At 49.8% G+C, this 21326-nt stretch carries 18 protein-coding genes; 2 read left to right on the top strand and 16 right to left on the bottom strand.

Going from position 1 to position 21326, the window contains the following annotated elements; genetic code table 11:
* Nucleotides 1–38: 38 nt before the first annotated feature.
* From AC3QL0_RS03050 to AC3QL0_RS03005, 10 genes are all read right to left on the bottom strand, one after another.
* Nucleotides 39–722, bottom strand: coding sequence for an EthD family reductase (locus tag AC3QL0_RS03050; protein ID WP_493010027.1), 684 nt, complete (start codon nt 720–722; stop codon nt 39–41).
* Nucleotides 723–744: 22 nt separating this feature from the next.
* Complete coding sequence (locus tag AC3QL0_RS03045; RefSeq protein ID WP_493010026.1) at nt 745–1905, bottom strand: NADH:flavin oxidoreductase/NADH oxidase; 1161 nt, start codon at nt 1903–1905, stop codon at nt 745–747.
* A 74-nt stretch (nt 1906–1979) separates the two neighbouring features.
* A complete protein-coding gene (locus AC3QL0_RS03040) occupies nt 1980–3182 on the bottom strand; it encodes an MFS transporter (protein ID WP_493010025.1) in 1203 nt (400 codons plus the stop codon).
* A 34-nt stretch (nt 3183–3216) separates the two neighbouring features.
* Nucleotides 3217–4185 (bottom strand): MBL fold metallo-hydrolase, encoded by a 969-nt coding sequence (locus tag AC3QL0_RS03035; RefSeq protein WP_493010024.1) that lies wholly within the window; start codon nt 4183–4185, stop codon nt 3217–3219.
* A 30-nt stretch (nt 4186–4215) separates the two neighbouring features.
* Nucleotides 4216–4926 (bottom strand): ABC transporter ATP-binding protein, encoded by a 711-nt coding sequence (locus AC3QL0_RS03030; RefSeq protein ID WP_493010023.1) that lies wholly within the window; start codon nt 4924–4926, stop codon nt 4216–4218.
* Nucleotides 4927–4940: 14 nt separating this feature from the next.
* The gene (locus tag AC3QL0_RS03025; RefSeq protein ID WP_493010022.1) at nt 4941–6731 is read right to left on the bottom strand and encodes a branched-chain amino acid ABC transporter ATP-binding protein/permease; all 1791 of its coding nucleotides are present in this window, start codon (nt 6729–6731) and stop codon (nt 4941–4943) included.
* On the bottom strand, nt 6731–7654 hold the full coding sequence (locus tag AC3QL0_RS03020) for a branched-chain amino acid ABC transporter permease (RefSeq protein WP_493010021.1): 924 nt from the start codon (nt 7652–7654) through the stop codon (nt 6731–6733). Before AC3QL0_RS03020 ends, AC3QL0_RS03025 begins: the two co-directional genes overlap by 1 nt.
* A gap of 76 nt (nt 7655–7730) precedes the next feature.
* Nucleotides 7731–8924, bottom strand: a complete 1194-nt coding sequence (locus tag AC3QL0_RS03015) for an ABC transporter substrate-binding protein (protein ID WP_493010020.1) — start codon at nt 8922–8924, stop codon at nt 7731–7733.
* 45 nt (nt 8925–8969) lie between these two features.
* Complete coding sequence (locus AC3QL0_RS03010) at nt 8970–9749, bottom strand: SDR family NAD(P)-dependent oxidoreductase (RefSeq protein ID WP_493010019.1); 780 nt, start codon at nt 9747–9749, stop codon at nt 8970–8972.
* A 15-nt stretch (nt 9750–9764) separates the two neighbouring features.
* Nucleotides 9765–11477 carry an FAD-dependent oxidoreductase gene (locus tag AC3QL0_RS03005; protein WP_493010018.1) on the bottom strand — a complete coding sequence of 571 codons (1713 nt, stop codon included), beginning with the start codon at nt 11475–11477 and terminating at the stop codon, nt 9765–9767.
* 135 nt (nt 11478–11612) lie between these two features.
* On the opposite strand from AC3QL0_RS03005, the gene AC3QL0_RS03000 reads away from it, so the two are divergent.
* Nucleotides 11613–12422, top strand: coding sequence for an IclR family transcriptional regulator (locus AC3QL0_RS03000; protein WP_493010017.1), 810 nt, complete (start codon nt 11613–11615; stop codon nt 12420–12422).
* A gap of 83 nt (nt 12423–12505) precedes the next feature.
* Here AC3QL0_RS03000 and secA read toward each other — a convergent pair whose 3' ends face one another.
* A complete protein-coding gene (gene secA, locus AC3QL0_RS02995; protein ID WP_493010016.1) occupies nt 12506–15241 on the bottom strand; it encodes a preprotein translocase subunit SecA in 2736 nt (911 codons plus the stop codon).
* Nucleotides 15242–15350: 109 nt separating this feature from the next.
* Complete coding sequence (locus tag AC3QL0_RS02990; RefSeq protein ID WP_493010015.1) at nt 15351–16283, bottom strand: M23 family metallopeptidase; 933 nt, start codon at nt 16281–16283, stop codon at nt 15351–15353.
* Nucleotides 16284–16307: 24 nt separating this feature from the next.
* Between AC3QL0_RS02990 and AC3QL0_RS02985 the strand changes: the two genes are divergently transcribed.
* Nucleotides 16308–16793, top strand: a complete 486-nt coding sequence (locus tag AC3QL0_RS02985) for a DUF721 domain-containing protein (protein WP_493010014.1) — start codon at nt 16308–16310, stop codon at nt 16791–16793.
* Between the two features lie 50 nt (nt 16794–16843).
* Here AC3QL0_RS02985 and lpxC read toward each other — a convergent pair whose 3' ends face one another.
* The 4 genes from lpxC to AC3QL0_RS02965 all read right to left on the bottom strand — a co-directional run bounded on the left by lpxC (nt 16844) and on the right by AC3QL0_RS02965 (nt 21317).
* Nucleotides 16844–17767, bottom strand: coding sequence for a UDP-3-O-acyl-N-acetylglucosamine deacetylase (gene lpxC / locus AC3QL0_RS02980; RefSeq protein ID WP_135862441.1), 924 nt, complete (start codon nt 17765–17767; stop codon nt 16844–16846).
* 197 nt (nt 17768–17964) lie between these two features.
* The gene (gene ftsZ / locus AC3QL0_RS02975; protein WP_493010013.1) at nt 17965–19131 is read right to left on the bottom strand and encodes a cell division protein FtsZ; all 1167 of its coding nucleotides are present in this window, start codon (nt 19129–19131) and stop codon (nt 17965–17967) included.
* Nucleotides 19132–19290: 159 nt separating this feature from the next.
* Nucleotides 19291–20517 (bottom strand): cell division protein FtsA, encoded by a 1227-nt coding sequence (gene ftsA / locus AC3QL0_RS02970; RefSeq protein WP_135862444.1) that lies wholly within the window; start codon nt 20515–20517, stop codon nt 19291–19293.
* Nucleotides 20518–20522: 5 nt separating this feature from the next.
* Complete coding sequence (locus AC3QL0_RS02965; RefSeq protein ID WP_493010012.1) at nt 20523–21317, bottom strand: cell division protein FtsQ/DivIB; 795 nt, start codon at nt 21315–21317, stop codon at nt 20523–20525.
* Nucleotides 21318–21326 lie beyond the last annotated feature (9 nt).

Here is a 21326-nt window from a genome sequence, read left to right as displayed (position 1 = left end):
CTCACCTTAGATTGAAAGGCGTTTTTGTATGCTGCGAATTACCGTACTTGGTATTCCTTCACGCCAAATACAGTGATTTCTTGCAAGAAACTTTGCGCATGCGCCATGGTTTCCTGCCCTTGCTCACTGCCAAAAGCCTGCTCTATGCTAGCAGCGTCCTCAAACCATAGCTCTACCACGCCATCAATAGGGAGCTGCTCATAAGCACAAACCTGCCCTTTCACTTTTTCTCTGCGTAGCACAACATTCTGTCTATAGCCTTTGACACCTGGCATTTTCTGCACCAAGTCTGCATGCACCCGCCACTCTTTTCTAAAGGCCTCTTCACTTATGTCATCACGACGACGTAGGATCGACATGCGTTTCATCAGTTGACTACGTTGCGCCACATCAGACACAGCAATCACCTCATGCCGTTGCAGTTCCAATATATGCAGCCTAGACAAAAAATATTGCTCATCTTGCTGCAACGCCTGCGCTAGCTCTCCCGCAACAAATGCATTTTCTGTATCTACATCTAAGATTGAAAATCCATCTATTTCCCATGTGCCGCGAGCAAACTGTATACCCCGCTGGTGATGCTCTACGATGTGGTTTTGCCAGTAATGGCGTATGCCAGTAAGCAAGCCCGCTAATGCCCCGTGCTCCTGTAGCCAATACTGTTGAAACTGCTGCGTTGTCCACTCTGATTTCTTGTATAACAACCCCATACGTATCGCCATAACACCTCCTTTGACTAGACTCTTAGGCCTCTGCTTGCTCTATTCTGGCTCGATGTAATACAGGCGCTCTATTACGTAACCAAATACCATGCCGTACTGGCCACTGTTCAAAATTCACATCTGCTCCTAACGTTTGAGCTGCATGATGAGGCCAATAAGGGTCATATAACGCCTCTCTACCTATAGCAATCAGATCGGCTTTACCTTGCGCCAGAATGGCTTCTGCCTGCTTGGCATCCACAATCATGCCTACTGCCTGTGTCATCACATCAGCACCCTGTCGTAATTGCTCTGAAAATGGCACCTGAAAACCCAAACCTCGTGGTACTGGTAATGCTCGCGTCTCCTCGGTTAAACCTCCCGATGAGCAATCCATCACATCCACGCCACAGGCTTTTAGGGCTTGCGCCAAAACGATAGAGTCCTCCCCACTCCAACCACCTATGCTGCCATCTACCACTGACAATCTGGCAAACAAGGGCTTAGACTCTGGCCATACCTGCCGCACTCTACGCGCGATCTCTACCGCCAAACGCATACGCCCCTCTCTGCTGCCTCCCCACTGATCTTGACGTTGATTGGCATACGGAGACAGAAAGCTAGCAACCAAGTAACCATGCCCAAAATGCAACTCAATCACATCCACGCCAATACGATCCGCACGTACTGCTGCCGCTACAAACGCCTCTATAACGGCTTGAATACCTTGCTCATCCAACGCCATAGGCACAGACCAACCTGGCCCTGCCGGTAATGCACTAGGTCCAACGCGCTGCCACGCATCTATATCCTGTGCCATGTACGCGGGGTCTATCGCCCGCCCGCCTTCCCATAAAGGCTGGCTACCCGCTTTACGGCCGGCATGTGCTAGCTGCAAACCAAAGGCACAGCCTTGCTCTTGCAACCACTGCACTAGCGGTTGTAGTGTCAGAGCCTGTTCATCATTCCAGAGACCCAAATCAGCACTACCAATGCGCCCCCGAGGGTCTACTGCCGTGCTTTCACTGAGTATTAACCCCGCACCACCCAAGGCAAACTTACCCAAATGCACCCAATGCCACGGCGTAGCATTGCCTTGTTCTGCAGCATGTTGGCACATAGGAGAAATCACAATACGATTACGCAGTGTGAGCTCACGTATACGCAAGGGTCTAAACAAATAGGGATCTGTGTAGCCAGACATAACACCTCATCAAATACTCAAACCACCGCCAGACTACTTCTACCCACAGGGAAATACGCTGCCTATTTACCGCATCAAGTACGCACGCGCACAGGTGCCAAGCATTTCAGCCAATACACTAGCCAACTGCCTAACAACACTACACAAATCGCACTAACCCCAAGCGCCAATTGCGCGGACTGCAATCTATTTATAGACCAGGCCACCACTGACACCCCTACGGATTGCCCCAAAAATAATGAGCAAGCAAATAAACCTATGGCTGTACCCCGCATGGCAGGAGCCATCTGACTGGCTAAAAATTGGAAACTATTGTGTAAAGCGTAAAAACCAAAACCCGCAAACAAACACCCTAAGGTAGCGATCATTGGCACTGGCCAAACGGCTAAGAGCAAGTACCCCACCATCACGCCACAACCACCGTAGAAAATCAGTCCATTACGCCCCCAGCGTTGCAACAAGTATTTGACGGTACGGGTATAGCACAGCCCGCCTATACCAAAGCTTGTCACAATGGCCCCAGCCACAGGTAATGATAGATGCGCCTGTGTGTGCAAATACAAAGGGACAAAACCTAAAACGCCATACACCAGCGCACCCTCAATACCCACCAGCAGCAATACCATACGAGCCATGGGCCGTTTCAGTACATTGCACCAATTGCGCCAAAAGCTCAGCACTTTGGCTTTCTCTTTGTACTGGGCGGTGCGTAACAAAGGCAACAACCAGAACGCTGCCCCAGCAAACAACATGCACAACAAGGCAAACCCCCAGCGCCACCCTATTGTGACCGCCACTATGCCGCCAAAAAACTGCCCTACTATCATGCCCAACACAGTAGCGCTCAGTAAGCGTGCCAACATCACGTGACGCTGCTGCTCACTACTGTTATCTCCTATCCACGCCATAGACATAGGCACAATGCCTGCTACTAACCCGCCGCAAAACAACCGAGCCCAGATCAATACCTCTAAGCCACTGGCTAACGCTGCCCATAAACATGTGCCCGCCCCACCTAAGGCAGCAAAAAACACTAGGGGTAATTTGCCAAATCGTTCTGCAAACGGACCATATAGGATTTGCATAATGCCGTAGCCTACGGCAAAAGCAGAAATCACCGGCGCCACCGCTACACTATCCACCCTGAACTCACTGGCTAGGGCGGGTAATAACGCATCACAAATACGCATTGCAAACATGGCGGTAAAGCCGCATAAAGCCAAACGTTTTTGTACGTAGTCAGAGCTAATTACCTCTGACTGTGATGGCGCCTGCATACTGACTGCTCCTGAGGATAAAGAAAGCTTAAGCTTACCCTTCTAGGGCCTTCCACATTTCTATGTCACGCTCAGCTGTCCAAATACGAGGGTCTGCAATGCCTCTGGCCTCATCGTAGGCGCGGCTCACATTAAACGGCATGCAGTGATCAAAAATAAACCAATGGCCATACACCGGACGCAATTTCTCTACAGTTTCTCGGTAGATTGCATTCAGCGCTTTGCCCTCAGATACACCATTTAACACATTGGTATACACATCACTAACAAAGGCGCGCGTAGAAGCTAAACCTTGACGTACTTCTGCAGCACCTTGCAGCGCGGCACCACGACCTGGGACCAAGGCATCAAAGTTACGTTCTGCCAATCGATCCAAAGTGCTAGGCCAATCACGAAAATACGCATCACCTGAGTACGCTGCACTTTGGTATTCCACCAAGTCACCTGCAAAACATACATTCTGACTTTCTAGCTCTACGATAATGTCACCTTTGGTATGACCGCGACCGATTTGGCTTAACTTCACCTCTACCGATCCCATCCAAATACGCATTTCCCCTACAAACGTTTGTGTAGGCCATGTCAAACCTTCCGGGACTGTTTCTACATTACGGAACAATCGAGGAAAACGGCCTATCTCGCTGGCTTTATCTTGCTCACCACGCTCTACAATCAAGTCATAGGTATCTTGGCTAGCAATAATTTCTTGGGCACCTTCTTCGAAATACGCCGCTGCACCTAACACACGCACAGCATGGTAGTGAGACAGCACCACGTATTTAATGGGTTTATCCGTAATCTGGCGTATATGGCGGATCACATCCTGAGCCATCGCTGGTGTTGCCTGCGTATCAATAATCATCACCGCATCATCGCCCACGATCACCCCAGTATTGGGATCACCCTCAGCGGTATATGCCCAGGCATTTGCCGATAGCTGCGTGAAGCTTACTTTTTTATCTTCAGTGTCTGCGTGGCTGGCAAAAGTCTTAGTCTGTGTCATAGATAGATTTCCTTAGTACAAAAATTACTCTCAATGTGTGCCCAAATAGGCGGCTCTAACTTTGTCGTCATTCAACAGTTCCAACCCTGACCCTTCCATAGTCACACGTCCTATTTCCAATACATACGCACGGTCTGCTACGCCTAATGCTTGTTTCGCCATTTGTTCCACTAACACGATGGTGAGGCCACTGCTGCGTAGCTGTCGGATGGCTGTAAAAATGTCGCGTATTACCAGAGGCGCCAATCCCAGCGAAGGCTCGTCTAATAACAAAATGCTGGGCTCGCTCATTAAGGCTCGTGAAATAGCCAACATCTGTTGCTCACCACCGGATAACGTACCCGCCAATTGGTGTTGACGTTCTCGTAAGCGGGGGAAACGCTCAAACTCACGCTCAATATCGGCTTCAACCCCAGATCTATCTGCTCGGCGCATATACGCCCCCAGCCATAGATTCTCTAATACCGTTTGGTCCGCAAACACACCACGCCCTTCTGGGGACATGGCCAAACCTAGGCGCACCCGTTTATGCGCAGGTAAATTGGAGCAATCTTGACCATCTAAAAGCACTCGCCCACCTGACAGCGGCTCTAGTCCACAAATCGCCTTAAGCAATGTGCTTTTACCCGCGCCATTCGCGCCAATAATAGTCACGACCTCCCCCTTACCTACGTGTAGGTCTACCCCTTTAACTGCTTCTATAGCGCCGTAAGAAACACGTACTGATTCCAATTTAAGCATCGTATTTCCTCGCTTTAGATGGCTGTAGCTGGTGCGAACGACATGGCAATATCCTCTTCATCATCCACTCCTAAATAAGCAGCTATCACCTTAGGATCGGCCTGCACCTCCGCCGGTCTACCCTCTGCAATCTTGACGCCATAATCCAAAACAATGACGTGATCCGATACAGACATCACCAAATCCATGTGATGTTCCACCATGAAAATAGTGACCCCACAGCGACATATACGTTTTAACAACTCACCCAGCTCAGCTGTTTCTTGAGGGTTTAACCCGGCTGCTGGCTCATCCAGGAGCAGTAGCTGTGGTTCTGTTGCCAACGCTCGCGCTAACTCTACCCGCCGCTGCAAACCGTAGGGCAAACTACCGGCTGGCTGATCCGCCAAAGCCGCTAAATCCACCAATTGCAGTAACTGCTGTGCTTTTCTACGAGTAATGTTTTCTTGAACTCGAACACCAGGCAAATTCAGTAGGGAGCGAAAAATACCATTGCTCATCCGGCTGTGTTGGCCCAACATCACGTTGTCCACCACAGATAGCTCTGCAAACAACCGTAAGTTCTGAAACGTACGCCCCATCCCTAGTTGGCAGATTTTGTGCATAGGAAAGCCTGCAATCTCATTCCCAAGGAAACGAATAGACCCTTTGTCCGGAACCACTGCTCCCGTTAGCATGTTGATCAACGTACTCTTACCTGCACCATTAGGCCCTATCAAGGCATGAATGTGGCCTCGCTGTAACTCAAACGAAATATTGCATGCTGGTCTAACCCCACCGTAGGCTTTATCTAGGTTAGAGACTTTCAGCAATTCACCTTGAGTTTGTTTTCCTAACGTTTCCAGTGGTAGAGGCTCTACATCCGTGGAAGGAGCCTTACGTTTACCAAACCATGGGGCAAATAACCCCACCACACCACCAGGCATGAAATACAGTGCAAACAACAGTAAGCAGCCATACAAAAAATTCTGCACATAGGGCCAGCGCGCTAACATAGCCTCGATAATAGTCAGAATAATGGCCCCCACTAATGGGCCAGACATCTTGCCTGGTCCACCAAACAGAACCAACAGCAAGATAAAAATAGAAAGGTGGAAGGTGATAAAGTCAGAGTTAATGTATTGATTCTGCTGAGCCACCATTGCCCCTGCCATACCGCAAGTAATCGCGGCAATCACAAAAGCAATCACTTTGGCTCGATGCACCCTTACCCCAACCGAAGAAGAAGCAATTTCATCGGCCTGAATAGAGAGCATGGCGCGCCCAAACCGCCCCCGCAGCAAATTGCTCAACACAATGTGTGTCACAGCACAAAGAGCAATACCAAACCACACCCACTGAGTGGTGCTTAAAGGCTCATCATTCCACGTTAACGGCGCAATACCATAAATACCCTGCGCTCCGCCAAATACCGCCGTCCACTCGCTCACCAAGCGCTCTACCACAATACCGAACGCCAAAGTCACCATGGCAAGATATGGGCCTCGCACACGCAGCGAGGGCACTGCAATCAATACCCCACAAATCCCCGAGATCACCGCAGCAGCAGCAAATGCTAACCATGGGTTGACTTCCCAGTTGGCTGTCAGTAAAGCAGCTGAATACGCACCAGCAGCAAACAAACCCGCCTGACCCAGTGATTTTTGCCCTGCAAACCCCACGAGTACGTTCATGCCTATGCCACACATGTAATACACGCAGATCATGAACAAAATACGCAGGTAATAATCATTGCCAACCAGACTAGTTAAGGCGATCAATACAGCCGCGACCACTACCACATGCAGAGAAGAAAATGATTTCATTAGATTTTCTCCGCCAAATTACGACCAAACAACCCCGTAGGACGGAAAGACAGCACAAGAATGACAAGCACGAATACAGCCACCTCACGCCACTGTGCTTCCCATAAATTCACGCCTGACTCAAACACACCCAGTACAAAGCCTCCTATCACACACCCACGCGGATTATTCAGCCCTCCGATCATGGCGCTAGAAAAACCTTTTAGACCTATAGCCAATCCCATAAACAAAGAAGCTTGTGTAATAGGGGCTAACAAAAATCCTGACAAACCAGCCAGCATAGAACTAATCACAAAGGCCGCCACCATCATAGCCTGCGTATTAATGCCCATTAAACTAGCTACAGCGCCATTTGCCGCCACTGCTCTTAACGCTTTACCAATCAGGGTGTGATTCATGATGCGTTCAAACACCACCATGACCACCACTGACACCCCTAGCATCAATAGTTCTTGAGGGCGTATGCCTATGCCCAAAAAACGGATAACAGAATCGCCTACTGGAGAAGGCACAACCACTGGTCTAGGCCCCCAAATCGCCATCCCCACACTTTGTAAGATGACGCCAAAACCCAAGGTACTCATAACCCATGCCAAACCTGGACGTCCCGCAAAAGGCCGTACCCCCAAGACATACAGCAACCAGCCCAATGCCCCCATCACCAATAGCACGATAAACAGACCTAAGAACTGTGTTTCCCCCGCCGGCACTACCGTGCCAAATGAGGTAGAGCTAATAGGCATCCCCAAAATTAAAAATAGTGCGCTCATGCCTATAAAGGCACCCGCAGACACAAAATCCCCATGGGCAAAGTTCAAGGTTTTTGTAGTGGTAAACGTAATACTGAATCCCAGTGCAACTAGCGCGTACGCACTACCCACTGCCAAGCCGCTAATCAGCGCCTGTAAAAGAGCATCAATCATGAATCTGTCTCCTACTGTGTTCGGCCCTCCGCGGACCGAACACCGATGCTATTTTTTTAGTAATAATGACTACTGCTTACTGAATAAAACTTTGGCTATTTAATGACTCAATAATGGGATTGGTATGTGGCAAAAGGCTGCCATCTTTCCAACGAATCCATACCAAATCCTCTGCCTTTAAGGCCTCATGATCCGTTTCACTAAAAGGGGTTTCATATACTTTCAGCAAACCCTGCACTGGTTTTTGCAAGGACTCTAACGCTTGACGCACTGCTGTGCCGTCTGTGGATCCCGCTTGTTCCATCGCTGCAGCCATTAGCAACACCGAGTCGTAACCATGCAATGCAAAAGAAAAGGAACTAGGGGCTCGCAACTTGCTGCCTATGCGTGCAAAAAGCTGTTCTTGTTCTGGTGTGCGCTCCTCGCTCACAGTGCGCATGAACAAAGGTTTCTCAGACAAGGTCCTGCCTGCCGCATCGTAAAAAGTAATGTTGTCTGACGACCATGACGTTAACGTGAGTGGAAAATAATCAATCTTTTCCATGCTGCGAATAATCTGCGCGATAGGTGTACCTTGCGCCCACACCACAATGGTGTCCACACCGGCCGCACGCATCTTATTTAACTGCGATGTCATATCAGTATCGTTCACACCAAAGTGCTCTATCTGCGCAATATCTATACCTTGCAACTTGGCAATTTCTTCCATGTCTTTCAGCCCCCCCTGACCATAGCCAGTGGTTTCTGCCATCAGACCTACCACTTTGGAATCGGCAGAATTGGCTTTGACATAGGCCATCAACGCAGCCACTTGCTCTCGGTCTACCATCGAAACCCTGAACATGTAGTTGTCTGCATTCGCTCGCATAGGCTTAGTAATGTCTGTACCCGAAGCCACGTTGCCCATTACTGGCACTTTTTTCTGATTGGCTATGTGTTTCCAGGCCATTGCATTACCTGAGTTAGTCGGCCCAAAAATTGCCTGCACTTTCTCATTGTCGATAAGATCAGTCATGTTCTGTATGGAGCGTGGTGGCGCAGAGCCATCATCACGAGTTACCAACGTCACGGTCTGCCCCAGCACACCACCTGCCGCATTCAAATCTTCTATAGCAGCCTGCATGCCTAACACTGCCGCCTGTCCACTTTGAGCAGATGGCGACGCAGATAAATCACCGTTGTAACCAAACCGAATTTCCTGTGCATTGACACTACCTGCTGCCAATACCGCCCCTGCTAGCAGGGACATGCCTAATTTTCTAATACTCATCCATGTCTCCTTTGTACTGCCTATAAAATTATTAATGTCACTACATCAGACTGCTAGAAAGCCTCCATCCACCGCCAACGTGACGCCAGTCACATACGCGGCCATATCAGAAACCAGAAACACGGTAGGGCCGACCAATTCATCTGGCTCACCTAACCGTCCCATAGGAATACGCGTCATAAAGCTCGCCAATCGTTCTGGCTGCGCTTGAGTTGCAGCCGTCATCGGTGTATTAATCACCCCTGGCGCCAATGCATTAACGCGCACCCCCTCTGGTGCAAGCTCGGCTGCCAACGATTGGGTAAACATTTTTATCGCCCCCTTAGAGGGGGAATAGCCCACACTGCCGCCTTGCCCGGCATACGCTGCAATAGAGGCAATATTCAACACACTTCCTTTGGTGGCTCGTATCGCCGGTAAAAATGCATGCGTTACATTGAACGTACCTTGCACATTCACATCCATAGTGGTTCGCCAGTTCTCTGCCGCGTGTGGCGCTGTCATACCTGAGCGGATAATGATGCCTGCGTTATTAATCAGTACACTGATCTGCCCTACCTCAGCAGCTACTCGCTCTGCTACAGCATCACAAGCTTGCGCATCACAAACATCTAAGCTGTAGGCCCATGCCTGACCTCCTTGCGCTGTAATCAATGCGGCAGTTTGCTCTGCTGCAGCCAGTTGCACATCCGTCGCAATCACACGGGCACCCGCCTGCGCTAAACCTATAGCTAGAGCTCGACCATTACCTTGCCCCGCCCCAGTAATAAAGGCTAAGCGACCTTCCAATAACAACGGTACGGTGGTTGAGTTTGTTGTAGTCATTAGCGTCCCCTTCGCCTAGGCATCTACTTGCTGTTGTTCTGCAGCTAGCTCCATCCCCGCCACATAACCAAACGTCAAAGCCGGGCCTAACGTAATACCAGCACCTGGATAATTGCCCCCCATAATGCTGGCAGCATCATTCCCCACAGCAAACAACCCCTTAATACGTTGGCCACTGCTATCCAACACATGGGTTTGTGCATCAGTCACCAGCCCGGCGAAAGTACCTATATCACCCACCACTAACTTGATAGCGTAATAAGGACCATTTTCCAATGGAGCCAAACACGGGTTTGGGCTCACGTTGGCATCGCCTTGATAGCGGTTATAGGCCTGCCCACCCTTATCAAAGAGTGGATCCTGGCCTTGACGAGCATGCTGATTGAACTCCTGAACGGTCTGCTCCAACGTTGCGGCATCCACGCCTATTTGCGTCGCCAACTCAGCAATAGTGTTCCCTTTTTTCAAATACCCACTACGTAGGTGTCTGCCTATAGGCATAGGGAAAGGTGCAACACAGCCCAAACCATAATTACGCAAGGCTTTGTGATCACACAGCAACCAGACACTTACCTCAGAATCATCTGCACACGTTGCCACCATACTTTGCACAAAGTCATGGTAAGAGTTGCCTTCATTAGCAAAGCGCTTGCCTTTTTTATTCACGGCAATCACGCCGGGCTTCGCTCTATCAATAAAGTGAGGCATCACCCCTTTGGAACCATCTGTGCGAGTCGTGACCGATGTAGGCACCCATGCTGCTGCATGTGGAATCGTAGGATCTACATATCCCCCCACCTCTTCAGCCAAACGCAAACCATCACCGGTATTGCTGGAAGGCGATGGAGAGAAATGCTCTTGCCCAGTAGGGGCATGTTGAAATAATGCCTTACGACGCTGGATGTCATACGGAAAACCGCCACACGCTAACACCACGCCTAAACGCGCAGCAATCTCTTGTTCTTTACCCTCATGCTGTACACGTACACCGGCCACACGCCCCTGCTCATGCAGCAACGCGGTCACTTTCGCCTCTAACCACACGGGTATTTTTAAGTCTTGTGCTGCTTTCGCTAGACGCCCTGCTAACGCATTACCATTAGTGAGTGTCATGCCACGGCCATAACGCACTACATCCAAAAAGTGCCGACTCAAGCGTTTTGTCACATAGCAAAATGAAGTGGGTGATTTGAATGCACGCATAAAGTGCTTAATCTCGGCTCCAGAACCCAGCATCATGCCAAACACCGTAAGTTCCGGCAGCGCTGGTGCCAGTTTTTTGACACGAGGCCCTAGCTCTCTACCATCAAACGGACGGGTCACCATTGAACGCCCACCAGGTTGGCCACCCTCTGCCTCGGCGTGATAATCCGGGAAAACAGGAGGCATATCAAATTGCACACACGTGTTTCGTGTAAAAAACTCTACCGCCTTAGGGCCATTCTCTAAAAATGCATCTACTCGCGCTTCATCAAAGTGTGTAGTGGTCTCGTGCTTTAAATACGTTTTAGCCGCACCCGCTGGCTCGTGAATCCCTTGTTCTGTTGCTAGGCGTGTACCCGGTATCCATAACCAACCACCTGAACGCGCCGTAGTGCCCCCAAACAGTTTTTCTTTTTCTAATACGACAACGCTCAAGCCTTGCGCTGCAGCAGTAATCGCCGCAGACATACCTGAAGCTCCCGTTCCTACAACAACAACGTCTACTGACATCTTATTTTGTGGCATTATCTGTCTCCAACACCTAACGAATGCGTTCACCTAAGATTTAATATCTGATACTAACGAATACATTCAATATTTTAAACACAAAATATTTTTCTATACCTATAATTCAGTCATCGTTTTCCCTACTCTGAACCTATGCAAAAACCTATTCCTTCCGTTACAGAAAAGAATCGACGCGGTATTCAATCCATAGAGATTGGTAGTGAGCTACTGAATCAACTGGCGCAACAAGGCACTCCCCTACCGCTAAAAGATTTAGCATCGGCCGCAGGGATGAGTACTAGCAAGGCTCATCCCTATATGGTGAGCTTTTTAAAAGTTGGTTTTGTCACGCAAAATGATGCGGGCCACTATGAATTGGGGCCCTTAGCATTACAACTAGGCCTTGCTCGTTTACGTAGGCTAGACCCGCTGCGAGAAGCTACGCCTTTAGCCGAGACATTAGCCAGAGAAACGGGCTATAGCGTTGCATTAGCAGTATGGGGAAATCTAGGTGCCACCATCGTCCGCCTCGAAGAACCCGCTGAAACACTGCATGTAAACTTACGGGCAGGTACAGTGATGTCGCTTGCCAATACCGCGACAGGGCGACTCTTTGCAGCCTACTTGCCACAAAAGGTAGTAGAACAGCACCTACGCTTAGAACAACGTCAGAAAAATGGACGTACTGGCTCTCAGCCCGTTATCGATAACTCTGTACTAGAGCAACACTTAGCAGAAACTCGAAAATATGGCTTATCACGCACTTTAGGCATGCCCATCCCAGGCATAGATGCATTCTGTGCGCCTGTGTTTGATGCTAATGGGCATATAGTGCTTGGTATTCTCATCATGGGGCCTAGCAATAGTTTTGATGAAAACTGGGATGGCTCTACCGCAACTCGCCTACGAGAAATCGCCATGACCATATCCAAAAGTATTGGATATCCTGAGGAAGAAAACTAACCACCTGCGCGCTACACTAGAGCAACCGCCATAAAAAAAGCCTGCCACATCAATGGCAGGCTTTTTCTTGAGCACCTGGCGGGTTAGTTCAACTTACCGTGGCAGTGCTTGTATTTCTTACCGCTACCACATGGACAAGGATCATTGCGGCCTACGCGTTGTTCATCACCTTCGGCTGGTGCTTCCTCATCCAGATCTAGAGCTTCGCCACGCAATGCCGCATCGTAATCAGCATGGTGGTAACGCACTTGCTCGGCAGCAGGTTGAGCCACTGCCTCAGCAGGAGCTTGCTGTTCTGCAGGTTGAATACGTACTGTCAGCAGTACACGTACTACGTCATCACGGATGCGATCCAACATGGCTGCAAACATCGCAAACGCTTCGCGCTTGTACTCTTGCTTAGGATCTTTCTGTGCGTAACCACGCAAGTGAATACCTTGACGCAAGTGATCCAACGCCTGCAAATGACCACGCCATTGTGTATCGATGGACTGCAAGGTCACAGCACGCTCAAAGCTCGCCCAGTTCTGAGCACCCACTTGAGTCACTTTGTCTTGCAACTGTTTAGCAGAAGCTTCCAACACGGCATCCAACAAGTCTTCCTCAGACAAGCTAGTGTCTTTTTCAACCATGCCGACCAAATCAATTTTCAGCTGCCATTCGCTTTCTAACGTTGCTTGCAAACCAGCCAGATCCCACTGCTCTTCCATGGAATGCTCTGGCACGTATTGCTGGAACAAGTCTGTTACTGCAGCGATACGCAAGTTAGCAATAGCGTCGCTGACGTTTTCAGACTCCAATACGTCTGTACGCTGTGCGTAAATGACTTTACGTTGATCGTTAGACACGTCATCGTATTGCAGCAATTGCTTACGGATATCGAAGTTACGTGCCTCAACTTTACGCTGAGCCGATTCGATAGAACGCGATACCATGCGCGCTTCAATAGGCTCGCCTTCAGGCAAACGCAGTCTGTCCATAATGGCACGTACACGGTCGCCCGCGAAAATGCGCATCAAGGAGTCGTCTAACGACAAGTAGAAGCGAGAAGAACCTGGGTCACCCTGACGACCAGCACGACCACGCAACTGGTTATCAATACGACGAGATTCGTGACGCTCTGTACCGATAATACGCAAACCGCCAGCCGCTTTTACTTGCTCGTTCAGAGGCTTCCACTCTGCTTTCAACGTTGCGATACGTTGTGCTTTCTCGTCTTCGCTCAGAGAGTCATCGGCTTGGATAATCATGGACTGGCGCTCAACGCTACCGCCCAACACAATATCCGTACCACGACCAGCCATGTTGGTCGCAATAGTAATGTGACCTGGCTTACCGGCTTCTGCTACGATTTCCGCTTCACGAGCGTGCTGTTTCGCGTTCAATACTTCGTGTGGCATCTTCGCTGCATTCAACATATTGGAAAGCAACTCAGAGTTTTCAATACTGGTAGTACCTACCAATACGGGCTGACCACGCTCATAACAATCTTTGATGTCATTCAGGATAGCCGCGTATTTCTCTTGGTCGGTTTTATAGACCTGATCATTCTGATCCACACGCACCATTGGGCGGTTGGTAGGAATAATCACGGTTTCCAGACCATAAATTTCTTGGAACTCGTAGGCTTCTGTATCTGCTGTACCCGTCATACCGGCCAGCTTGTCGTACATACGGAAGTAGTTCTGGAAGGTGATGGAAGCCAGCGTCTGGTTTTCGTTCTGAATACGCACGCCTTCTTTGGCTTCTACAGACTGGTGCAAACCGTCTGACCAACGACGACCCACCATCAAGCGGCCAGTGAACTCGTCCACAATGACCACTTCGTCGTTCTGCACAACATACTGCTGATCGCGGAAGAACAAGTTATGCGCACGCAACGCACCCAACAAGGTGTGCATCAGCGAAATGTGACGTGGGTCGTACAGAGATTCACCTACTGGCAGCAGACCAATTTCTACTAAAATCTGCTCTGCACGTTCGTGACCTGCCTCAGAAATGTGTACTTGCTGGGCTTTCTCATCTACCCAGAAATCGCCTTCAGGCTCTGGCTCGTGTGGCTTAGGCTCTTCTTTCATGCGTGTCAGCATGGAAGGCACCACATTCATAGCCTTGTACAGCTCTGTATTATCGTCAGCCTGACCAGAAATGATCAGTGGTGTACGCGCTTCGTCAATCAAGATGGAGTCCACCTCGTCGACAATGGCGTAGGTCAAACTACGTTGACGGCGATCTTCTGCGCGGTACTCCATGTTGTCGCGCAAGTAATCAAAGCCGTACTCGTTGTTTGTACCGTAAGTAATATCTGCTTGATACGCTGCTTTTTTCTCTTCGTTATCTTGCTGAGGTACAACCACCCCAACGGACAAACCCAAGAAGTTGTACAGACGGCTCATCTGGTCCGCATCGCGTCGCGCCAAGTAGTCGTTGACCGTCACTACGTGTACGCCTTTACCAGGCAGCGCGTTCAGGTAAACGGCCAATGTGGCCATCAGTGTTTTACCTTCACCTGTACGCATCTCGGCGATTTTGCCGTAGTGCAATGCAATCGCACCCAGCAACTGCACGTCGAAGTGACGCATGCCGAACACACGCTTACTGGCCTCACGGACTACGGCAAAAGCTTCAGGCAATAACCCATCCAGAGATTTGCCATCGGCCAACCGCTGTCTAAATTCAGCAGTCTTGCCTTGCAGCGCGTCATCGCTGAGGGCGGCGTACTCAGGCTCTAACGCATTAATCTGCGAAACCTGTTTACGGTATTGTCGTAGCAACCTGTCGTTGCGGCTGCCAATAAGCTTTTTGAGCAATGAAACCATTCTTGTATCGTGTCACACGGGCAGCACCTACTGATGCTCCCGCATCCCTTTAATCTGAGCGTTAAAAGAAAAGCAGCAGGAAATTGATAGAGTTTAACGCACCTGAGGCCTAATCGCTTGCCTCTTGTTCGCTATTCTTTGCAAACAATGTGTTGCTCTCATCCACTTTGGGCAAAAATGAGGCGGGATCTATAGGTGTTCCTTGCTGCAATACCTCGAAGTGCAAATGCGCTCCAGTTACTTGTCCTGTATTGCCAACACGGGCAATAAGTTGGCCTTTTTCCACTACTTCACCTAGCTTTGCAATCAGCGAAGAAGCATGCGCATAGCGCGTTACCAAGCCATTGCCATGATCTATCTCTACGGTTTTGCCATAACCAGGTTTATATCTGGACTCGATCACAATGCCACCTGAAGCTGCCACAATCGGTGTACCAATAGGGGCTGCGAAGTCCATTCCTTCGTGTAATTTTTGACGACCTGAAATTGGGTGACGACGCCAACCAAATGGTGAGCTGATGTAACTGACATCCACAGGATGCACAGTAGGCACCAACGCCTCAGTACCTGCTTGACTTACCATCACCATATCCAGCATTTGTAGCCAGTCTTGTTGATCGTTCATTTGCGCCATCAAGCCATCTAACTCACGCCCCAGACCTTCAGCGCTCCAATCATCTGGCAATACTACCGTGGACTCTTCACCATTAATGGCATCCGTCACCTCGGATACATCAGCATTAACACCGGCTTTTTCAGCCAATCTACGAGTGAGCGTATCCATTTGAGAAAGACGCGCTTGCAACGTACCCACACGCTCAGCCATCTGTCGCATACTTTCACGCACATAAGCGGAATCCCGAGATAGCTGGGCGCTCAACGCTTGTTCTTGCTCTGGGCTCAACGCAGGCTTGGCACTGATCTTATATTGTATCCAGGCCCCTATACCGGCGGAGAGCGCTATCCCAAGCACTACAATCAACGTTATCATCAAACTACGATGTCGGCTGTGTACTGCTTTGGAGTTAGTCGGCTGTTTCACTGCTTTTCCTTTCTTACTTCTGTTATGGCATCTACTTTTACGCCACGCCGCACTACTCGTTCCCACAAGGCTTCTGAATTAGCCTTGGAATGGTTACGTCATGATCGAAGCAGCTCAACGGTGCTGGCTACTGCCAATCAATTCTTAGCAATTGAAGAACTGCTACACCAGAAAGTACGTTTTGCTGCAGATACGCATTGCAAAGTTGCCCATATAGAAGGACAACGAATTACCTTAGCAGTTCCCTCGCCAGCCTATGCAGCTAGGTTGCGGCAGTGTTCTACCTCTATATTGCAGTGTCTACACGAAGTGGGCTGGAAACTTACTGACGTGCAGGTGATGGTGCAAGCCAGTTTGGGTACCAACAGTCACCTTCCCAAACCCGCACGTAATGTGCAGCCACTGGATGCTAAAGCGTTAGACGCTTTCCAAGACTTACATCAGTCGTTGGAGCCTGGGCCTCTGGCCACTGCTATTGCTAAGCTTATTAAAAATCATGGCCCGACTTAAACAGTCCGGGCCATAATTGATCCTCTCGTAGTTCTACTGCGGTGACTCCGTCACACTAGCTTCCACTCATGACTAAATGCCGCCGCCACAGGCTCGGCTTTGTCATAAGTCACCAGTTCCCAGCTTTCTTCATCAGCCAGTAGAGTACGTGCGAGCAGGTTATTCAAACCGTGCCCGGACTTGTTGGCTACATATCTAGCCACCAAGGGATGTCCTATCAGATACAAATCTCCGATAGCATCCAGAATTTTGTGTTTTACAAATTCATCTTCGTAACGCAGACCATCAGAGTTCAATACACGGAACTCGTCCAGCACAATCGCGTTATCCAGACTACCACCACGCGCTAAACCAGCGGCTCGCATTGCCTCTACTTCGCTTGCAAAACCAAACGTACGCGCTCTGGCGATGGTTTTCACGTAGGAGTCTTTGGCAAAATCCACTTCAGCAAAGTTTGCTGTTGCGTTAATCGCGGGGTGATGAAAATCAATAGAAAAACGTAGCGCAAAACCATCATAGGGCTCTAGGCGCGCCCATTTCTTATCTTTACCTTCGCCTTCAGACACTTCTACAGGCTTCAGCACGCGCAGAAACTGCTTAGGCGCGCTTTGCTCTTCCAGCCCTGCAGAACGCAACAAGTACACAAAGGTACCCGCGCTACCATCCATGATGGGAACTTCTTCTGCCGTCAGGTCTATATGCAAGTTATCAATGCCCAAACCCGCCAAAGCGGACATCAAGTGTTCAACAGTAGACACTTGTACAGAGCCTTGTTGCAACACGGACGCCATACGCGTACCACCCACCTGATCAGCTCGAGCAGGCAAATCTACCACCTCGGGTAAATCGATGCGGTGAAACACAATTCCGGTATTAGGAGCAGCCGGACGCATTGTAATTTCCACCCGTCGGCCGGAGTGCAACCCCACCCCTTTAGTGCGAACGGTTTTGGCTATGGTGCGTTGACGTAACATGGTCAATGTTCTTGCTTAGTAAATTTTTTATAACTAGCCATTGTACCGTTAATGGCTTTGCCACACTGATTTATTAGTGTGAAGAAATGACAGTTAGTTCCATTTCATACATACGCTTGTAGCGCATCACCCCATGGTGATGCGCTACCGTGCGAGAGTCTACACATGAATCGGGGGATATGTGTTTACTCTATCACTTAGTCTGCTTGTTTACGCAGGAAAGCAGGAATATCAAAGTGATCCATTCCGGCTGTTTCCAACGCACGTACTTGAGCAGATGCTTGGCTACGTGGGTTACGAATAACTGCAGGCACTTCTGCTTGAGCGTAGTCAAAACCGCTAACGGGCTCGTTATCAGTACCTGTACGCAGTACTTGCTCGTTGTTCTGTACCAACTGTGGCTTAGCTTGGACACGGCCCAAACCTGTTGCTACCACGGTTACGCGCAACGCATCGCCCATGGAATCATCGTAGGCTGTACCGAAGATTACTGTTGCATCTTCAGCGGCATAGCCACGAATGGTGTCCATGATTTCGCGTGTTTCACGCAATTTCAGGTTGCGACCCGAAGTGATGTTCACCAGCATGCCACGCGCACCGTGCAAGTCCACACCTTCCAGCAGTGGGCAAGCGATAGCACGTTCAGCGGCTTCGCGAGCACGGTTGTCACCGGTTGCGACTGCTGTACCCATCATGGCCTGACCTTGCTCGCCCATAATGGTTTTCACGTCTTCGAAGTCAACGTTCACGTTACCTTCTACATTGATGATCTCGGCAATACCGGCACACGCGTTGTGCAACACGTCATCAGCAGCCTTGAAACAATCTTCCTGAGTGGCATCTTCGTCCATCAAATCGTAGAGTTTTTCGTTCAATACTACGATCAAGGAATGTACGTGCTTGGACAGCTCGTTGATACCTTCCTCTGCCATACGCATGCGACGTGCACCTTCGAACTCGAACGGTTTAGTCACTACGCCCACAGTCAGAATACCCAGCTCTTTGGCTACTTCTGCAACCACTGGGCCTGCACCCGTACCAGTACCACCACCCATACCAGCAGTGATGAACACCATGTGAGCACCGTTCAGCGCACCACGGATTTGCTCACGAGCCATTTCAGCAGCGGTACGACCTTGTTCAGGTTTAGCGCCAGCTCCCAGACCGGTGTTACCCAAACTGATTTGTACAGCAGCTTCGCTGCTACCCAATGACTGAGCATCTGTATTGGCGCACACAAATTCCACACCTTGCACGCCAGAACGGACCATGTGGTTGACGGCATTACCACCAGCGCCACCCACCCCAATTACTTTAATGACAGTCGCATTGCTGTCAGTTTCCAACATTTCAAAGTTCATCATTTCCGACTCCCTCACTTTAAGTATCTGGCAAGTTAACTTGCCCCCCGATGCTGCATATTTAAGAATTGCTTCAATATCGCTGCCAGCGCTGTGGGCTCGCAAGGCTATTGAAACGCCTCCTTCCATCTAACGCATTCACTTAGGTGAATGCGGTACTGCTTAATTCATGAACCACTCTTTCATGCGTGCCAACAGAGACTTCACACTACCTTTCTGCTGAGCCACTTTGCGACCACGCGCATTTTGCATACGCGCTTCTGTCAACAAACCCATCACTGTAGAAAACCGTGGGTTGCGCATTACATCAGCCAAACTACCTTCGTAGGCTGGAACGGCTACTCGCACCGGTTTCAGGAATACGTCTTCTGCCAGTTCCACAATACCTGGCAACATGGCCGAGCCACCGGTCAGAACAATGCCGGACGACACTAAATCTTCGTAACCTGATTCACGCAGACTTTGCTGTACCAAGGTGAATAGCTCTTCCACACGAGGTTCGATAATGGCGCCTAACGCTTGGCGCTTCACCTGACGGTTAGGTCTATCACCCAAACCAGGTACTTCAATCATTTCATCGTCGTGCGCCAGTACTTGTTTGGCCAAACCGAAACGCAGTTTGATTTCTTCTGCATCCGGTGTAGGTGTACGCAACATCGCGGCAATATCGCTAGTGATCTGGTCGCCAGCGATAGGAATCACGTCGGTGTGACGAATCGCACCACCGGTATAGATCGCGATGTCTGTAGTGCCACCACCAATATCTACCAACACCACACCCAACTCTTTCTCGTCAGAAGTCAGGCAGGACAAGCTGGAGGCCAATGGTTGCAAGATCAGGTCTTGTACTTCCAGACCACAACGACGTACACATTTCACAATGTTCTGCGCAGCGCTTACAGCACCCGTCACAATGTGCACACGCACTTCCAGACGCAAGCCACTCATACCTATGGGTTCTTTAATGTCTTCTTGCGAATCCACAATGAACTCTTGGGTCAATACATGCAGCACTTGCTGGTCAGTAGGAATATTGACTGCTTTAGCTGTCTCGATCACACGAGCCACATCCATTGCTGTCACTTCTTTGTCTTTCACCGCCACCATGCCACTGGAGTTAAAGCTGGTGATGTGGCTGCCTGCAATACCGGTATAGACCTCACGGATTTTGCAATCTGCCATCAACTCAGCCTCCTCCAGTGCGCGCTGGATGGAGTTCACGGTAGTTTCAATGTTGACCACTACCCCTTTGCGCATGCCTTGCGACTCATGCTGCCCCAACCCCAGTACTTCGAAGCGCCCTTCTGGCAGGATCTCCGCCACCACGGCGACCACTTTACTGGTACCGATATCAAGTGCAACGATTAAGTCTTTAATGTCACGGGTCATATTAATTATGGTTTCACTGGAGTTGATGTTTGGGGAGCCAAGGTAATGGCAAACCCATTGGTGTAACGTAAATCAGCACTGGCAATCCGGCGGTTATCCAGACGTTCCATCAGTGCTGGCCAAGCTTGTACAAAGCGTTCCATCTTGGCAGCAAAAGGCAACGCACCGGCTCTACCGTGTAAGTCAGCGCTATCTGCTGCAGGGTCACGCCCTAAGTTCAATCGCATGCCATCTGCTAGCACGACTTCCCACGCATAACGCGGACTCAAGGTAATCTCACGAATGTTCGCCCCCAAAGGCGCCATCCACCTTGCCACCTCGGCATAACGCTGCACGACTAAACGCTCAGATGCAGGTGGCCCAAACAACTGGGGCAACACCAATTCGTCATCCAACACGCCTTCGTTCGCGGCAAACGCCTCGCCCCAGGTGTTGATCATTTCGTTCTCGTTCCAGTACGCCAGTGGTTGTTGTTCCTCTATGCGTACCAACAAGGTATCTGGCCACACACGTTTAATTTGTGCGCGTCGTACCCATGGAGCGGTTTCAATCAGTTTTCTGGTGCTGTCCAAATCAATAGTGAAAAAATCACCATTCAATCGTCCAGCAATCGTTGCCCCCACTGTTGCGGGTGTGACGTAGTTCAGGTTTTCGTCCTGCACGGCTTCTATCTGTACTGTCTTGATGACAAAGTACGGTCTACGCACACTCCAGATGACGACCGCCACCACTATTGCGGCCACGGCTAGCAAAGCCAGCACATTGGCAACAAAATTGGTGAGGCGAGCGTCAGCAAACATCTAAGGGAC

It is taken from the genome of Paenalcaligenes sp. GW821-LYS-B07-1 (assembly GCF_058803365.1).
This window is presented reverse-complemented; position numbering and strand designations above follow the sequence as displayed.

Excerpts from the sequence above, each read along its gene's own strand:
- AC3QL0_RS03050 (WP_493010027.1), bottom strand. The coding sequence starts at position 722 with ATGGCGATACGTATGGGGTTGTTATACAAGAAATCAGAGTGGACAACG.
- AC3QL0_RS03045 (WP_493010026.1), bottom strand. The coding sequence starts at position 1,905 with ATGTCTGGCTACACAGATCCCTATTTGTTTAGACCCTTGCGTATACGT.
- AC3QL0_RS03040 (WP_493010025.1), bottom strand. The coding sequence starts at position 3,182 with ATGCAGGCGCCATCACAGTCAGAGGTAATTAGCTCTGACTACGTACAA.
- AC3QL0_RS03035 (WP_493010024.1), bottom strand. The coding sequence starts at position 4,185 with ATGACACAGACTAAGACTTTTGCCAGCCACGCAGACACTGAAGATAAA.
- AC3QL0_RS03030 (WP_493010023.1), bottom strand. The coding sequence starts at position 4,926 with ATGCTTAAATTGGAATCAGTACGTGTTTCTTACGGCGCTATAGAAGCA.
- AC3QL0_RS03025 (WP_493010022.1), bottom strand. The coding sequence starts at position 6,731 with ATGAAATCATTTTCTTCTCTGCATGTGGTAGTGGTCGCGGCTGTATTG.
- AC3QL0_RS03020 (WP_493010021.1), bottom strand. The coding sequence starts at position 7,654 with ATGATTGATGCTCTTTTACAGGCGCTGATTAGCGGCTTGGCAGTGGGT.
- AC3QL0_RS03015 (WP_493010020.1), bottom strand. The coding sequence starts at position 8,924 with ATGAGTATTAGAAAATTAGGCATGTCCCTGCTAGCAGGGGCGGTATTG.
- AC3QL0_RS03010 (WP_493010019.1), bottom strand. The coding sequence starts at position 9,749 with ATGACTACAACAAACTCAACCACCGTACCGTTGTTATTGGAAGGTCGC.
- AC3QL0_RS03005 (WP_493010018.1), bottom strand. The coding sequence starts at position 11,477 with ATGCCACAAAATAAGATGTCAGTAGACGTTGTTGTTGTAGGAACGGGA.
- AC3QL0_RS03000 (WP_493010017.1), top strand. The coding sequence starts at position 11,613 with ATGCAAAAACCTATTCCTTCCGTTACAGAAAAGAATCGACGCGGTATT.
- secA (WP_493010016.1), bottom strand. The coding sequence starts at position 15,241 with ATGGTTTCATTGCTCAAAAAGCTTATTGGCAGCCGCAACGACAGGTTG.
- AC3QL0_RS02985 (WP_493010014.1), top strand. The coding sequence starts at position 16,308 with ATGGCATCTACTTTTACGCCACGCCGCACTACTCGTTCCCACAAGGCT.
- lpxC (WP_135862441.1), bottom strand. The coding sequence starts at position 17,767 with ATGTTACGTCAACGCACCATAGCCAAAACCGTTCGCACTAAAGGGGTG.
- ftsZ (WP_493010013.1), bottom strand. The coding sequence starts at position 19,131 with ATGATGAACTTTGAAATGTTGGAAACTGACAGCAATGCGACTGTCATT.
- ftsA (WP_135862444.1), bottom strand. The coding sequence starts at position 20,517 with ATGACCCGTGACATTAAAGACTTAATCGTTGCACTTGATATCGGTACC.
- AC3QL0_RS02965 (WP_493010012.1), bottom strand. The coding sequence starts at position 21,317 with ATGTTTGCTGACGCTCGCCTCACCAATTTTGTTGCCAATGTGCTGGCT.